Raw genomic sequence first — 14,818 nt, 5'->3', positions numbered from 1 at the left:
ATCGGCGACGACACCGTCCTCATCACCCGAGGCGACAGCGACCACTTCGCCCTGATGGTGGTGCCGCCGGACACGACGCCCGACGCGGCACGTGATGCCATGGCCCGCGCGGTCCGAGCCGACAACGTCACCCAGGCTGCCGAGATCCTCGTCGCCACGCTTCCCGAACCGGCGTCCGACCGCGAGGAGTTGACATGATCCAGATGGCGGACATCCGTGAGTGGCGAACCCAGGACGTCGTGGACACGCGGGGCCACAGGATCGGAGAGCTGGAGGCGATCTATGTCGACACCAGCACCGACGAGCCGGCCATGGCCACGATCCGGGTCGGCCTGCCCACCCGGCACCGTCTGGTGTTCGTCCCCCTGGAAGGGGCGATGGTGGGGCCGGGCTATGTGAAGGTCGTTCACGACAAGGCGCTGGTGAAGCAGTGCCCTTCGATCGAAACCGACGGCGTCCTTCCCGCCGGGGACGAGGAAGCGGTCTTCCGGCACTACGACCTCCCCTACGAGCCCGGGGCGAACGGTGAACGGCAGCTGGCCCGCCGCTGAGCCCCCCGACTGACCGAGGAGGTGGCCCTCGTGTCGCTCTTCCTGGCCCTGATCATCGTGGCGATCGTGCTGGGCATCATCGGCGCCGTCGTCGACGGACTGCTCTTCCTTCTGTTCATCGGCATCGTGCTGCTCGTGGCAGACCTCATCTACATCGCCATGCGCACGCGCAGCTCCGGCCGCCACCGCCCGGTCCGGTGACCCGACGCACGGCGCGAGCCGGTCCGGACAGCGACGAAGCCCCGGCCGACCTGTGAGGTGTCGCTGTGCCGTCCGGTGCCGACGGCCTGAAGGGGCCGTGCCATCGCGCTCCTCGGGCGGCCCGCGGCACCGGCGTCGCCGTGGAGGTCCTGGACCACAGCGTTCGCCCGGCGTGCGCGGGACGCGCACATCGGCCGATGATGGGAGTACGGCCGAACACGCGGAGCTGACCATGACGGGTTGGCGTGTCAGGGACTACACCCAGGACGATCTCGAAGCGGTGCTCCGAGTCGACGCGGAGAGCGGCACGGCCGAGGAGCCACCTCTCTTTCCGCTGTCGGACGCCGTGGCGGCCCTCCAGGCCTCCCACCCGGCGGTGGTGGCCACCGCGGAAGAGGAGGTGGTCGGTGCCGCGGTGAGCAGGGTGGAGGGTGACCGGGCGTGGATCCTGCGCATCAGCATGGCGCCCGCCTGGCGGCACCAGGGGCTGGGCAGCGATCTGATCAGGGCCCTGGAGCACCGGCTGTTCGCCGGTGGCGTCCGAACGGTGCACGCGGTCCTGCCCGACGGCGAGACCGGTGCCACCGCCCTGCACAACTGCGGCTTCGGCGCCCGTCCGGGCCTGGTCTTCTTCGAGAAGCGCGGGCGAGTGACCCCTCAGGCGGTCAGCATGCTCGCGTCGCTGGGAGCGGAGCTGCCGCCCGGCGGACTGTGGCAGAAGGTCGCAGGCATGCAGAGGGAGAAGGAGCTCATCGAGCGGCGCCTGGTACTGCCACTGGCCCATCCCGAAATGGCCGCGCAGCACGGAGTCGAGCTGCCGCGGGCGGTGATGCTGTTCGGGCCGCCCGGGACGGGGAAGAGCACGTTCGCGCACGCGATCGCCAGCCGTCTGGGATGGCCGTTCCTCGAGCTGTTCCCCGCCCGGCTGGCTGCCGAGTACGGGCTGGCCAGCGGGCTGAACCGGCGCTTCGACGAGATCGCGCGGCTCGACCATGTCCTGGTCTTCATCGACGAGGTCGAGGAGATCGCGGGGACCCGGAGCGGTGCGGACGCGACCGCGGTCGGTGTCGTCAACGAACTGCTCAAGGCGATCGTCCGGTTCCGGGGCCAGGACGGGCGGCTGCTCGTCTGCGCCACGAACGACGTGACCACGCTCGACTCCGCGTTCCTGCGGCACGGCCGGTTCGATTACGTGCTGCCGATCGGCCCGCCCGACCACCGCGCGAGGACCGCGCTGTGGGAGAGCTACCTGACCCGAGCGGGCGCGGAGGCCGACAGCGCGGCGCTGGCGTCCGCCAGCGAGGGGTTCACCCCTGCCGACGTCGCCCATGTGGCGCGCACCGTCTCCCAGGTCCAGTTCGAGCGCACTTTCGACACCGGAGCCCGGGCCCGCCCCACCACCGAGGACTACCTGCGCACGATCGGCGAAACCAGACCCACGGTCAGCACCGCCATGGCTCAGGAACTCGACCACCAGACCGAGAGGTTCGCCCGCATCTAGCGCCTTCGCTCGACCGCCCCTTCCTCCTCGGCCTCCAAACGCCCGGATTCCCTCGTAACTCGACCGGTCGCCGAGCCAGTTGTGCAGCAGGAGTGCTCGTTCCGAGCCGGTGCCCGGTACGTCGTGCTGCAGCCCGAGGGCGACGAAGAGGGCCCAGGTCGTTGACCTGGGCCCTCTGGCACGTGCTTCTCGGGGGAGCGACCCTGCCGGAACGGGACCGGCGCACCTGCGATGCGGCGCACCACGTCTGCCGAACCCCGCGGTTCGGCCGTGGGGTGGTCAGGCCGCTGCCTCCACCTGTGCGCTGCTCCGGGTCTCCTGCCGTACGACACGCCGGCGCCGGGTCGGCAGGCCCAGGGTCGGGTTGGCGACGCCCCAGGCCGCGCCCTTGCAGATCAGTTCCTTGTAGCGGGCGGCCATGCGGCCCGTCATGGCGCGGTCGACCGCTTGGTCGTCCGCGGTGACGAACTGGATCAGACCCTCCTTGCGGCCGAGGGAGATGCACTGCTGCGAGTAGTGGATGGCGATGTGGGGGACCTCGGTGTCGGCGAGGCGGGCGGCGATGGCGTCGGCGGCCTGCCAGGCCATGGGGACGCCCGAGGCGCAGGACATGCGGAGGGGCGTGCCGGCCGAGCCGAGCGCCATCGCCGCGTCGCCCACGGCGTACACGTCCGGGTGGGAGACCGAGCGCATGGTGGTGTCGACCACGATCTGGCCGCGGTCGGTGACCTCCAGGGCGGTGCCCTGGGCAATGGGGTGGACGGCGAAGCCGGTGGTCCAGACCGTGACGTCGGCGGGGATGGTCCGGCCGGCGTCGGTCGTCACGCCGTCCGCCTCCACGGCGTTGACCGCGGTGTGTTCGTGGACCGTGATGCCGAGCTTGTCGACCACCTTCCGCAGGTGGGAGCGGCCCTTCTCCGAGAGCCAGTCGCCGAGGGCGCCGCTCGCGGCCAGGGCGACGTCGAGGTCGGGGCGCGCCTCGGCGATCTCGGTCGCGGCCTCCAGGCCCGTCAGGCCGCCGCCGACCACGACCACGGGCCGGCCGGCGTCCAGCGCGGCCAGGCGGTCGCGGAGGCGGAGGGCGCCGGCGCGGCTGGAGATCTCGTGGGCGTGTGCGGCGGTGCCGGGGACGCCCCCGTCGTTCCAGCCGCTGCCGAGGGCGTAGACCAGGGTGTCGTAGGCGATTTCCTCCTGCTCGGGGCCGTGCGCGGCGGTGACGGTCACCGTCTTGCGGTCGACGTCCACGGCGGTGACCTTCGCGAGCTTCAGTTCCACGCCCGTGCCCGCGAACATCTCGCCGAACGGCCGGGGCCTGAGGTCCTGGCCGACCGCGATCTGGTGCAGCCGGACGCGCTCGACGAAGTCGGGCTCGGGGTTGACGAGGGTGATGGTGACGTCCTCGTGGTGCAGCCGCTTGGCGAGGCGGCCGGCGGCGATGGCACCGGTGTAGCCGGCTCCGAGGACGACGATGCGGTGCTGCATGTCCGTGCTCCTGTCTGGGCGGGGGCTGCCGTTGTCCGGCGTGGTCTCGCCCCTTGAACCGGACAGCCCCGCGTTTCCTGACAGGATCGGAATGTGACCTGCGTCACACCTCGTCAGAGGGTGTGGAGAGGGCCCTCCCCGTGGTCCGCGGCGGCCCAGTGCTCGGTCGCCCGGGCGAGCTTGTCGGGGTTGACCTGGCTGCGGACCGCGGTGATGCCCTCCGCCGTGACCTCGAGGCAGGTGATCCCGACGACCCGGCCGTCCACGACCGCCACGATGGCGGGCCCGCCGTTGGCGGTCGTGGCGTAGATGTCGGGCGCGCCGCCGACATGGGCTCGCTTGGCCGCGCTGGGCTTGAACAGGCCGCGCAGGAACGTGGCGACCGCTCGCGCGCCCTCGAACGCCTTCGCGCGGGCCAGGACCTTCCCGCCGCCGTCGCCGACCGAGACGGCGTCCTGGGTGAGCAGGCGTACGAGGGGTTCGGTACGGCCGCTGGTCGCCGCGGCCAGGAACTCCTCGACGATCTTCAGGGCGGCGGCCTCGTCGATCTCGGTGCGCGCCTTGCCGTCGGCGACGTGCTTCTTGGCCCGGTGGTAGACCTGCTGACTGGCGGCCTCGGTGATCTCCAGGATCTCGGCGATCTCCCGGTGCGGGTAGTCGAAGGCCTCGCGCAGCACGTACACGGCCCGCTCGTTGGGCGACAGGCGCTCGAGCAGGACGAGGACGGCGTACGACACCGACTCGCGCTGCTCGGCGGTGTCGGCCGGGCCGAGCATCGGGTCCCCGGCGAGCAGCGGCTCGGGGAGCCACCTCCCCACGTACGTCTCGCGCCGGGCACGTGCCGAAGTGAGCATGTTGAGGCACCAGTTGGTGAGGACCTTCGTCAGCCAGGCCTCGGGCACCTCGATCCGCCGGACGTCGGCCGCCTGCCAGCGCAGGAACGTCTCCTGCACGGCATCCTCGGCCTCGCTCGCCGAGCCGAGCAGCCGGTAGGCAATGGCCTCCAGCCGGGGCCTGGCGGTCTCGAACCGGTCCACGTCGCTCATGATCAGGGCCATACGCGCGATCCTAGGCGCCCCCGTGCCGGAACGGCAGGCCACCAGCACCCAGCTGGATCATCTCGAGGCCCGGTGGGCACCCGTTTCGACCACGCTCTCCGCTGTGAAAAGCACGGCGAGGTATGAGTGACGCGACCGCCGATCCGCGGTCGACCTGCTGGCGGCACCTCGACCCCACCCGGATCGAGTGGGAGGGCCGTCCACCAAGGCCGGGTCAGGTGCTGGACAGCGTCGTCGCCAGAGACTGGAACCAGGCGCCGTGGGAGAATGGCTCGGGCGGGCCGACCTCCATACCGAGTTCGGCGGCAGCCAGGGCATAGTCCCCCTCGTCCAAGGGGAGGGTGAGCAACTCGTGGAGCTCGCCGACGAGGCGTGCGACCAGTTGGGGGTTGGTGGTGGCGGCGTAGTCGGCGACCGCTGCGTCGTGGTCGGGGAACTCGTCGACGATGTCCTGGGAGAACCAGCCTCCGAGCAATTGCGCGGTCTCCGGAAAGCGCGCGTGCCACTCCCAGTGCGTCTGCGGGGACGACGGTTCAGGGGCGTCGCCTTCCTCAATGCTCTTCTTCAGGTGGTCGGCCAGCACCGTCAACCAGCCGCCGATCTCCGACTGGGGCATCCCGGTGTCAGGGATCGCGTAGAACTCGCCCAAGCCATGCCGGATGCGGCCCGGGGGGTTGCGGCTGTACTCGCGCAGTTGGCGCTCCGCCTCCGCGAGGGCCGAGGGGCGGGTGTGCCAAGTGTGACGGAGGTACGCGTTCAGCGCGCGGCTGCGCAACTCGGGGGTGTCATTGGCCGGCTGCCCCAGGTACGCGCGCATGATCTGGTCCAACTCGCCGTACCGGCGGTCGTGTTCGAGAGGCTTCATAGACATGTGAGCGGCCCCTACAGGTAGAACGGGACGGTTGTGTGGACGACGAAACCGTGCGGGCTCGACGGCTCGCGGCGCAGTACCACGCGCGCCGCGCGGACGTCGATGGGCCCGCGGCCCGCCAGCAGCTCTGCTTCCAGCTGGACCCGGCCCACGGACTCCTCGCGGGACGGCCAGGCGGCCTCGATCGTGAGACGGGCTCGGGTGCCCTGTGCGAGCCATCGGTGGATGGCCTGCTCGTTGGCGGTCACCACCTGCTGGGTGGCCCAGTGGGTGGTCTCCCGGTCGGGATACGTCGCGGATCGCGTCAACATGGAGGCATCCTCTCAAATCGCCTGGTCAGGAGGTGCGCTCGTACGGATCAGTAGTCGGAGAAGTTCCAGAACATGCCCACCTCGGTGTCCGAGACCACGATCAGGCCGCAGTCCTCCGAGTAGACGCTCAGCGGGCTGTACCCCCAGTGTGACGTCGTGAAATCGAGCGTGCCGGGCACGTGGCCGGACCTGTTGACGTTGGTGTGATAGCTGGCATTGTCCCCGTATCGCTCGAGGATCGTGCAGGCCATCGTTCGCAGTTCCTCCTCGCTCTCCGTGAAACGCGCCAGGTTGGACAGGGTGCAGCAGTCGTCCGTGAGGGCCAGGAGCAGGTTCTCGGCGCTCTTCCGGTCGATCTCCTTGAGGCGCTGCGCAACGTACTCCGGGGCGTGGACGGCGAAGGGGTACGTGGGGAACCCCTCGCGCTCCGGGTTCTGTGCCGCATCGTCGAGGCCGACCCAGCCCCGCGGGTCCGGGACCCTGGCCATCAGCGCGAGGACGTCGAGGACCCAGTCCTCGTGGCGACGTGGCCCCGTGGCGTCGTACGGGTACGCGTCCTCGAACAGGTGGCGTACCGCGGATTCCCAGGAGGTCTGGTCGACGGACATATGGTGCAGGCCTTTCTCGGCGCGCTAGGACTTGGAGGGCATCGATGTCATGACGGTGAACGGTGGGGTGCGGCTGCTGTCGTACCGGATCCGCGTGTCGATGCCCGTGACGTCGTATGCCTTGGCATTCATGCCGCCCTGCTTGTACCCGGACAGCGGGTCGGTGTCGTCGATCGGCTGTTTGCTCACGCTTTTGCCGCTGGTCTCGCCGTTCGGCGCTGTCGCATGGAAGTCTCTGACGTCTCCCTCACCCGGTGGCGGAGGGCCCTTGATCCACGCCTCGATCGCGGCCTTGTTGCTGTTGAGGTTGTGCTCGGTCAGCTCCTCCGCGCGCTGGTAGGTCGGGAAGGCCGAAGAGGCGCTGGGCTTCGGCTTGCCGTACGGCCAGGCCTGGGTCGGGCCGTTCGACTGCTGGTCGCGCAGGCGCTGCGCGAGCTGCTCGTCCGTCTTGCCGACGTGTTTGTCCAGCGTATGGCCGTCCGCCATGTACTCGTTGGCGGCGAGGTTCAGGTCGTAGTTGCCGTTCGAGTCGACCTTCAGCCAGAGCTGCGAATCCTTGAATTCCTCCAGGGCCCGCATGCCGAAGCCGTGTGCACGGGCGACGCCGGCCTCGAACTTGGGGGCACTCCGGTAGGCCTCGTCCAGCGGCTCCTTCAGCGCCTCCATGCGGGTGGTCAGACCCCCCAGGATGCCGGTGTACGTGTCGACGATCCGGTTCAGCTTGGCCGTGTTGATGTTCAGGACGGTCTTGACGTCGAACGAAAGGATCAGGCCCGCGCCCTTGCCGATCACGGACGTGACGGTGCCGAGCAGGCTCTTGGGGTCCTTGGGCTTGGCCAGGTCATCGATGATCTCCTTGGCGGCCTGCAGCATGGCGCGGTGGATCTCGTCCTCGACGTCGCGGTTGAGGTCGACGGCGGCTTCCGCGTACTCGCGCAGGAGGGTCGCGACGGTGTCGGCCGTGTCCTTCAGTACGGCCAGGACGGGCTCGCTGCCTGTGGGGACGCGGGGCGTGCCAGGGCCGGAGTTGGCGGTCTGGGCCCACTGGTAGCCATGCCGCTGCTGCCCCCATGCCGTCCCGCCCCACAGCGCGCTGCAGAAGGTCCGCATGGCCGCTTCCCAGTCGGCCTGGTGGTGGTTGGTGATGGTGCCGACGGCCTGGGTGAGCTGGTCCGCACCCAGCGACGCGCAGATGGAGACATTCATCCAGCTGTGGCACAGGGAGTTGAGATAGTGCTGCTGTGGGAAGGGGTGGACGTCCGCCACCTTCCCGACCCGGAACACGTGCTTGCACAGCGGCTGGAGCACGTCCCGGACGATCTCGGGGATGGCCTCCATCGCGCCGCGCATGATGTCGTCGCCACCGTCGTCGTCGCCCCACTTGATGTCGGGTATCGAGTCGAACTTCGGTGCCTTGTCGATGACCGCGGGCCGTGGGCGCTGCTCGGCCGTCTTCCCCGGCTTGGGGTTGGCCGCCACGTCCGCCAGGGTGTAGGCGTTAGCCGTCTCGGTGAACCCGACGGCGACGCCGCCGACGCTGAGCACGGACCGACCCCAGACCTCGAGCCAGCGGTCCCCGATCTTCTTGTACGCCTGGGCGAACTTCTGGGCCTCGGTGCCGGCGCCTCCGGCGTCGGGGTACTTGCCCAGCTCCTCCAGGAGTTTGTTGGCGCCGCGCACCAGGAAGTCCTGTTGCGCGGCGACCCTGCCGGAGACCGTCCAGAGGTTGCTCGGCTTGACGTCGATGGTGCCGTTGCCGCCCGGCGACTGGGCGGGTGTGGGAGGTCCGGCCATCAGGCGCCGCCTCCCCAGCCTTCGAGTACGGACTTGTTGGCCGCGGCGTAGTTGAGGTGCCCCTTGACCACGACCTCCTGGAGCCAGGCCTGGGCGGCCTTGAGGTCGTCGGCGGAGCGGCTCCATTTGTCCAGCTCGTCGATGAATGCCTCGCGGGCCTCGCCGTCCCAGCTCAGTACGACCTTGGTGGCCCGCCCGTACAGCGTGTCGAGCTTCTCGTTGAGGGCCCGGAGTATCTCCTCCAGGTCCCCCGAAAGGCGCTGCAGGGTAGCGAAGTTGACGGTGATCCGGTCTTCGTCCGGCATGGTGCTGGTCCCCCGTGGTTCAGACGTCGAGAATGCGGCTCTTCGGCTGGCCTGCGTCCGGTGCGGGCGCCGGGTCGGGCACGGTGAGGGCGCGGGCGGCGGCGGACACGTCCTCGCCCTCCTGCATCCGCCGGATCCTGGCCAGGGTGTCGAGCTCCTGCTCGGTGAAGCCGTCGCGCGAGGCGCGCATGGCCGCTTCGAGGAGGACCACCACCTGACGGATGCGTACGGCGTCCTCGGCGACACCGCGGTGCAGGGAGCGGTACGCGGTGGCGGTGGGGCCCTGCCATCCCGCGGCGATCTTGTCGACGACCTCGTCCATGCTGCGGGTCTGCTGTTCGAGATAGCGCTGCATCTCGTCGAGGTCGTTCGCCAGCCTGGTGAGGCCGTCCTCCGAGACGTCCAGATCGGCGTCCCGCATCCTGAGCCCCCGCTCGTCGCGCCGTTCGTACGCGTGTCTCTGCGTACGGGTGTTCACTCTAGTGAACGGGACCCTGTCGATCAGGGCTGGGGGTGTGGAGGGCTGGGGCAACGACGAAGGCCCTGGTCTCTGACCAGGGCCTTCGTGGAAGAGCGGATGACGGGAATCGAACCCGCGCTATAAGCTTGGGAAGCTCATGTTCTACCATTAAACTACATCCGCGCGACGGTCCGAAGATCGGTACCGCAGACTCGGACACTGTACCCCATCCCGAAGTCGAGGCGTGCGAGCCGTACCCGGACCTGACGGAGTGCCGCCTGGAGTGGTGTCCCGTTGATCCCCTAATGTGGCTGTCTCGTCCACCACTTGTCGGGGAAGGGACTTGATGGGTTCGATGGAGCGCACCGTCGTTCGTTGTGCCGAGGGGCATGTGTTCAGTACCGCTTCGTTCCCGCTGCAGCAGCTCGGTGCCGGGCGGATCGGGCCGGGGCGGCTCATTCGGTGTCCACGCTGTGCGCGGCTGCGGCACGCGGTTCCCGTGGAGCTCGAGCGGCACTGAGGTCCGAAGGACGGGCGCGGAGTCTTCCCGATTGGGGCAGGTCCGCGCCCTCTGCGTATCGTGGGGGCGTGCTTCTCTCAGACAAGGACATCCGGGCCGAGATCGATGCCGGACGGGTGCGCATCGACCCGTACGACGAATCCATGGTGCAGCCCTCGAGCATCGACGTGAGGCTTGACCGCTTCTTCCGGGTGTTCGAGAACCACCGCTACCCCCACATCGACCCCGCCGTCGAGCAGCTCGACCTGACCCGTGAGGTCGAGCCCGAGGGTGACGAGGCGTTCATCCTCCACCCCGGTGAGTTCGTGCTCGCCTCGACCTACGAGGTCATCACGCTGCCGGACGACATCGCGTCCAGGCTCGAGGGGAAGAGCTCGCTCGGGCGGCTGGGGCTGGTCACCCACTCCACCGCCGGGTTCATCGACCCCGGCTTCTCCGGGCACGTGACCCTGGAGCTGTCGAACCTCGCCACCCTGCCGATCAAGCTGTGGCCGGGGATGAAGATCGGGCAGCTGTGCATGTTCCGGCTGAGCTCACCCGCCGAGTTCCCGTACGGCAGCGAGCGGTACGGCTCGCGCTACCAGGGGCAGCGGGGGCCGACGGCCTCGCGTTCCTTCATGAACTTCCATCGGACCCAGGTGTGAGGCGGCGGCCGGCATGAGTGAAGTACGCGAGAACCTGACCTACGAGGGCTTCGGGCGCGCGATCCGCGAGCTCGCGCAGACGATCGCCGACGACGGCTACGAGCCCGACGTCGTGCTCTCCATCGCCCGCGGCGGCGTCTTCGTCGCCGGCGGTCTGGCCTACGCCCTGGACTGCAAGAACATCCACCTCGTGAACGTGGAGTTCTACACCGGCGTGGGGACGACCCTGGAGATGCCGGTCATGCTGGCGCCCGTCCCGAACGCCATCGACTTCAGCGACAAGAAGGTGCTCATCGCCGACGACGTCGCCGACACCGGCAAGACGCTGAAGCTCGTCCACGACTTCTGCGTCGACCACGTCGCCGAGGTCCGCTCCGCCGTCATCTACGAGAAGTCGCACTCCCTCGTGAAGTGCGAGTACGTGTGGAAGAAGACCGACGAGTGGATCAACTTCCCCTGGTCGGTCGAACCGCCCGTCGTGAGGCGTGAGGGCCAGGTCCTCGACGCCTGACGGACGGCCGTACGAGAAAGGCCCCCACCGCTTGTGTGCGGTGGGGGCCTTTCTCGTTCCTTACGCGTACGTGGTCACAGCGTGCCCAGCTTGATCAGGCTCAGCAGCGCGACCAGTTGGATCGCCGACGCGCCCAGGGCCTTCGGCCACGGAAGGTCGTGCGAGCGGCTCACCATCGTCGTGAACAGCGCGGCCGCCGCCAGCCAGGTGATCCAGCCGAGAACCTGCACCAGGCCGTTCTCGCCGCCCAGGAAGAGCGCGAAGACCAGTCGGGGGGCGTCGGTGATCGACATGATCAGCATCGACAGGCCCACCGTCGGCTGCCACGTGCCGTCGCCGCCGAGCTGGCGGGCCAGCGTGTGGGTGACCGCGCCCAGGATCAGGCCGGCGACGACGAAGCCGATGCCCGTCATCAGGACGTACGGGATCGCCGTCGACAGCGTCGCGTTGATCGCCTCGTCGCGCGCCTTGTCGAACCCGAAGATCGCGAGCAGTCCGTAGAGGAACGTGACGGTCAGCGCCGGGCCCCACACCGCGTGGTCCCGCATCTGCAGGAACGTCGGCGCCGGGCGCAGCACGATGCCGCTCAGCAGGGCCTTCCAGGGCAGGCGCGGCCCCGTGGGCGCGGGGGCGGCCTGGTACGTCGCGCCGGCGCCGTACGGCTCCTCGTTCACGCTGAACATCTGCGTGTGCCCCGGCGTGTTCGCCGCGTAGTGCTGCTGCTGTTGCTGCTGCGCCGCGTACGGGTCCCCGAAGTACTCCGGCTCCCCGTCGTAGCCACCGCCGCCGCCCTGCGGGGCCTGTCGGCCCCACTGCTGCTGCGGGTGGGGCGGCGGGGCCGCGTTGTACCCGTACGGCGCCTGCTGCGGTTGTTGTTGCGGGGGGCGGTTGTCCCGGCCGCGTCCGTTCCTGAATCCAGCCACGCCTTGAACGTACCCGTTTCCGCTGTCAGGGCGCTCCTTTGCCACTGAGCTGTGACATCCCCTAGGGGGTCCAAGGAGGAGAGGGCCACCCCGCCCCTAGGGGTTCACAACGGAGAGGGCCGCCCCGCGGTTGCGCGGGACGGCCCTCTCGTATGTGACGACTACTCGGCGGAGACGGACTCCGACACGGACTCGGGCTCCGGCTTCGTCTTCACCGAGTCGAGCAGCAGCTGGGCCACGTCCACGACCTGGACGGACTCCTTGGCCTTGCCCTCGTTCTTCTTGCCGTTGACCGAGTCGGTCAGCATGACGAGGCAGAACGGGCAGGCGGTGGAGACGATGTCCGGGTTGAGGGACAGGGCCTCGTCGACGCGCTCGTTGTTGATGCGCTTGCCGATCCGCTCCTCCATCCACATCCGCGCGCCACCGGCGCCACAGCAGAAGCCGCGCTCCTTGTGGCGGTGCATCTCCTGCTGACGCAGGCCCGGGACGGCCGACATGATCTCGCGCGGGGGCGTGTAGACCTTGTTGTGGCGGCCCAGGTAGCACGGGTCGTGGTAGGTGATGAGCCCGTCGACCGGGGTCACCGGGATCAGCTTGCCCTCGTCGATGAGGTGCTGGAGCAGCTGCGTGTGGTGGATGACCTCGAACTCGCCGCCCAGCTGCGGGTACTCGTTCGCGATCGTGTTGAAGCAGTGCGGGCAGGTCGCGACGATCTTCTTGGCCGACTTCGGCTTCTTCGTCGACTCGTCCTCGTCGTCCTCGCCGAACGCCATGTTCAGCATCGCGACGTTCTCCTGGCCGAGCTGCTGGAACAGCGGCTCGTTGCCCAGGCGGCGGGGCGAGTCACCGGTGCACTTCTCCTCGCCGCCCATGATCGCGAACGAGACGCCCGCCATGTGCAGCAGCTCGGCGAAGGCCTTGGTGGTCTTCTTGGCCCGGTCCTCCAGGGCGCCGGCGCAGCCGACCCAGTACAGGTAGTCGACCTCGGTGAGGTCCTCGACGTCCTTGCCGACGATCGGGACCTCGAAGTCGACCTCCTTGGTCCACTCGACGCGCTGCTTCTTGGCCAGACCCCAGGGGTTGCCCTTCTTCTCCAGGTTCTTGAGCATCGTGCCGGCCTCCGAGGGGAAGGCGGACTCGATCATCACCTGGTAGCGGCGCATGTCGACGATGTGGTCGATGTGCTCGATGTCGACCGGGCACTGCTCGACGCAGGCGCCGCAGGTGGTGCAGGACCACAGGACGTCCGGGTCGATGACGCCGTTCTCCTCGGCGGTGCCGATGAGGGGGCGCTCGGCCTCGGCGAGGGCGGCCGCGGGCACGTCCTTGAGCTGCTCCTCGGACGCCTGCTCGTTGCCCTCCATGTCCTTGCCGCCGCCGGCCAGCAGATACGGGGCCTTGGCGTGCGCGTGGTCGCGCAGCGACATGATCAGGAGCTTGGGGGAGAGCGGCTTGCCCGTGTTCCAGGCGGGGCACTGCGACTGGCAGCGACCGCACTCGGTGCAGGTGGAGAAGTCGAGGATGCCCTTCCAGGAGAACTGCTCGACCTGGGAGACACCGAAGACGGCGTCCTCGGCCGGGTCCTCCCAGTCGATCTCCTTGCCGGCCGTCGTCATCGGCTGCAGTGCGCCGAGTGCCGTGGAGCCGTCGGCGTTCCGCTTGAACCAGATATTCGGGAAGCCGAGGAAGCGGTGCCAGGCCACACCCATGTTGGTGTTCAGCGAGACCGTGATCATCCAGGTGAAGGACGTGACGATCTTCAGCGCCGCGAAGAAGTAGGTGAGGTGCTGGATCGTGCTCAGGTCCAGACCGTCGAGCAGCGCGATCAGCGGGTACGAGGCGAAGAAGCCCGGCTCCCAGCTGGTCACGTGGTGCTGGACGCCTTCCAGGGCGCGCAGCGTCATGATGCAGACGCCGACGATCAGGATGACGGCCTCGACGAAGTAGGCCTGGCCCGTCTTGGAGCCCGTGAAGCGGGACTTGCGGCCCGCTCCGCCCGGCCGGTTCAGCTGCCGGATGATGATCAGCGTCACGATGCCGAGGACGGTCATCAGGCCGAGGAACTCGGTGAAGATCTCGTACGGCAGCCAGTCGCCGATGATCGGGATCAGCCAGTCGGCCTGGAAGAGCTGGCCGAAGGCGTTGACGATCGTGAGGAGCAGCGAGAAGAAGCCCACCGCCACGAACCAGTGCGCCACGCCGACGATGCCCCAGCGGTTCATACGCGTATGGCCGAGGAACTCCTTGACCAGCGTGATGGTGCGCTGTGTGGGATCGCCGGTGCGCGTGCCCGCGGGCACGGGCTGGCCGAGCTTCACGAAGCGGTAGATCTGCGCGGTGGCGCGGCCGAACAGCGCGACGGCCACCACCGTGATGGCGATCGACACGATGATCGCGGCGAGTTGCATGAGGGGCTCCTCGGGCGGGCCTGCGAGGCGGAGTGCCGACACTGTCGAGTGTGGCACTACTAAGCGGTAACTTATTCAGTCCGTGCTGAGATTACCGCCTCCCAGTGCCGCGCTGTAGCGGCGCCTGCGGTGATCTGTGTCGCTCAGGCAAGCCTTGCCGCGCGACGTCTCCGGACTGCTGGAAGCGTACGCGCCAGGATCACGAGATCCATCCCCAGCCAGTGATGGTCCACATAGTGGAGATCGAGCAGCTCGCGTTCCTCCCACGGCAGCTCCGAACGTCCGCTGATCTGCCAGAGCCCGGTCATCCCCGGCCGGACCGACAGCCGGCGCCGCGCCTCGCCCACGCACTCCCGGTGCCCGGGGGTGAGGGGGCACGGGCCGACCAGGGACATCTCTCCCCGTACGACATGGAGCAGAAGGGGTAGTGCGGCCAGCGCGCTCTTCGTACGGAACGTGACCATCGTGAAGACGCTTCCGCCCCGGCCCGCGACGGTCCGGCGGCGCGTGACCCCGCCGGCGCCGGCCGTCGCGAGTGCGAGCGAGAGGGCGACGGCCGCGATCACCGGCGCCAGGACGGCCAGCAGGACGATTCCGCCGAGGAGGTCGAGTGCGCGCTTGGCCGTCATTCCCCACACCCTTTCGAGTGACATTCATGGGATATTCG

17 protein-coding genes and 1 tRNA gene are annotated in these 14,818 nt (G+C 69.0%); 6 read left to right on the top strand and 12 right to left on the bottom strand.

What is annotated here, in order from left to right:
• The 4 genes from ACFC0D_RS15070 to ACFC0D_RS15055 all read left to right on the top strand — a co-directional run.
• The coding region (locus ACFC0D_RS15070; RefSeq protein WP_376434954.1) for a DUF5994 family protein at nucleotides 1-198 on the top strand (198 nt) is incomplete at its 5' end.
• Nucleotides 195-551: a PRC-barrel domain-containing protein gene (locus tag ACFC0D_RS15065; RefSeq protein ID WP_376434952.1), complete on the top strand. Its 357-nt coding sequence runs from the start codon at nucleotides 195-197 to the stop codon at nucleotides 549-551. The genes ACFC0D_RS15070 and ACFC0D_RS15065, both read left to right, overlap by 4 nt.
• A 30-nt stretch (nucleotides 552-581) precedes the next feature.
• Nucleotides 582-752, top strand: a complete 171-nt coding sequence (locus ACFC0D_RS15060) for a hypothetical protein (RefSeq protein ID WP_376434950.1) — start codon at nucleotides 582-584, stop codon at nucleotides 750-752.
• A 232-nt stretch (nucleotides 753-984) separates the two neighbouring features.
• On the top strand, nucleotides 985-2,253 hold the full coding sequence (locus ACFC0D_RS15055; RefSeq protein ID WP_376434948.1) for an ATP-binding protein: 1,269 nt from the start codon (nucleotides 985-987) through the stop codon (nucleotides 2,251-2,253).
• Between the two features lie 279 nt (nucleotides 2,254-2,532).
• On the opposite strand, the gene ACFC0D_RS15050 is transcribed toward ACFC0D_RS15055, so the two are convergent.
• From ACFC0D_RS15050 to ACFC0D_RS15010, 9 genes are all read right to left on the bottom strand, one after another.
• On the bottom strand, nucleotides 2,533-3,735 hold the full coding sequence (locus ACFC0D_RS15050; RefSeq protein ID WP_376434946.1) for an NAD(P)/FAD-dependent oxidoreductase: 1,203 nt from the start codon (nucleotides 3,733-3,735) through the stop codon (nucleotides 2,533-2,535).
• 113 nt (nucleotides 3,736-3,848) lie between these two features.
• A complete protein-coding gene (gene sigJ / locus ACFC0D_RS15045) occupies nucleotides 3,849-4,793 on the bottom strand; it encodes an RNA polymerase sigma factor SigJ (protein ID WP_376434944.1) in 945 nt (314 codons plus the stop codon).
• Nucleotides 4,794-5,007: 214 nt separating this feature from the next.
• On the bottom strand, nucleotides 5,008-5,664 hold the full coding sequence (locus ACFC0D_RS15040; protein WP_376434942.1) for a contact-dependent growth inhibition system immunity protein: 657 nt from the start codon (nucleotides 5,662-5,664) through the stop codon (nucleotides 5,008-5,010).
• A gap of 11 nt (nucleotides 5,665-5,675) precedes the next feature.
• Nucleotides 5,676-5,975, bottom strand: a complete 300-nt coding sequence (locus tag ACFC0D_RS15035) for an RNase A-like domain-containing protein (RefSeq protein WP_376434940.1) — start codon at nucleotides 5,973-5,975, stop codon at nucleotides 5,676-5,678.
• Nucleotides 5,976-6,022: 47 nt separating this feature from the next.
• The gene (locus ACFC0D_RS15030; RefSeq protein WP_376434938.1) at nucleotides 6,023-6,583 is read right to left on the bottom strand and encodes a hypothetical protein; all 561 of its coding nucleotides are present in this window, start codon (nucleotides 6,581-6,583) and stop codon (nucleotides 6,023-6,025) included.
• A 24-nt stretch (nucleotides 6,584-6,607) separates the two neighbouring features.
• Complete coding sequence (locus ACFC0D_RS15025; RefSeq protein WP_376434936.1) at nucleotides 6,608-8,377, bottom strand: RNase A-like domain-containing protein; 1,770 nt, start codon at nucleotides 8,375-8,377, stop codon at nucleotides 6,608-6,610.
• The gene (locus ACFC0D_RS15020; RefSeq protein WP_376434934.1) at nucleotides 8,377-8,682 is read right to left on the bottom strand and encodes a WXG100 family type VII secretion target; all 306 of its coding nucleotides are present in this window, start codon (nucleotides 8,680-8,682) and stop codon (nucleotides 8,377-8,379) included. The genes ACFC0D_RS15025 and ACFC0D_RS15020 overlap by 1 nt, the downstream gene beginning before the upstream one ends.
• Nucleotides 8,683-8,701: 19 nt before the next feature.
• On the bottom strand, nucleotides 8,702-9,160 hold the full coding sequence (locus ACFC0D_RS15015) for a WXG100 family type VII secretion target (protein ID WP_376434932.1): 459 nt from the start codon (nucleotides 9,158-9,160) through the stop codon (nucleotides 8,702-8,704).
• A gap of 94 nt (nucleotides 9,161-9,254) precedes the next feature.
• Nucleotides 9,255-9,325 (bottom strand) — tRNA-Gly (locus ACFC0D_RS15010).
• Nucleotides 9,326-9,730: 405 nt separating this feature from the next.
• Here ACFC0D_RS15010 and dcd point away from each other — a divergent pair.
• Entirely contained in the window at nucleotides 9,731-10,306 is a 576-nt protein-coding gene (gene dcd, locus ACFC0D_RS15005; protein ID WP_017240230.1) for a dCTP deaminase, read from the top strand.
• A gap of 13 nt (nucleotides 10,307-10,319) precedes the next feature.
• Nucleotides 10,320-10,817: a phosphoribosyltransferase gene (locus ACFC0D_RS15000; RefSeq protein ID WP_376434930.1), complete on the top strand. Its 498-nt coding sequence runs from the start codon at nucleotides 10,320-10,322 to the stop codon at nucleotides 10,815-10,817.
• A gap of 74 nt (nucleotides 10,818-10,891) precedes the next feature.
• Here ACFC0D_RS15000 and ACFC0D_RS14995 read toward each other — a convergent pair whose 3' ends face one another.
• From ACFC0D_RS14995 to ACFC0D_RS14985, 3 genes are all read right to left on the bottom strand, one after another.
• Complete coding sequence (locus ACFC0D_RS14995) at nucleotides 10,892-11,740, bottom strand: Yip1 family protein (RefSeq protein ID WP_376434928.1); 849 nt, start codon at nucleotides 11,738-11,740, stop codon at nucleotides 10,892-10,894.
• Nucleotides 11,741-11,901: 161 nt separating this feature from the next.
• Nucleotides 11,902-14,151: a (Fe-S)-binding protein gene (locus ACFC0D_RS14990; protein ID WP_376434926.1), complete on the bottom strand. Its 2,250-nt coding sequence runs from the start codon at nucleotides 14,149-14,151 to the stop codon at nucleotides 11,902-11,904.
• 143 nt (nucleotides 14,152-14,294) lie between these two features.
• Entirely contained in the window at nucleotides 14,295-14,780 is a 486-nt protein-coding gene (locus tag ACFC0D_RS14985; RefSeq protein ID WP_376434924.1) for a sugar transferase, read from the bottom strand.
• Between the last annotated feature and the right edge of the window lie 38 nt (nucleotides 14,781-14,818).

Source organism: Streptomyces sp. NPDC056222 (assembly GCF_042264065.1).
In the GTDB taxonomy this organism is placed as follows: Bacteria; Actinomycetota; Actinomycetes; order Streptomycetales; family Streptomycetaceae; genus Streptomyces.
Note: the sequence above shows the minus strand (reverse complement) of the source record. Positions and strands in the feature narration are given on the sequence as shown.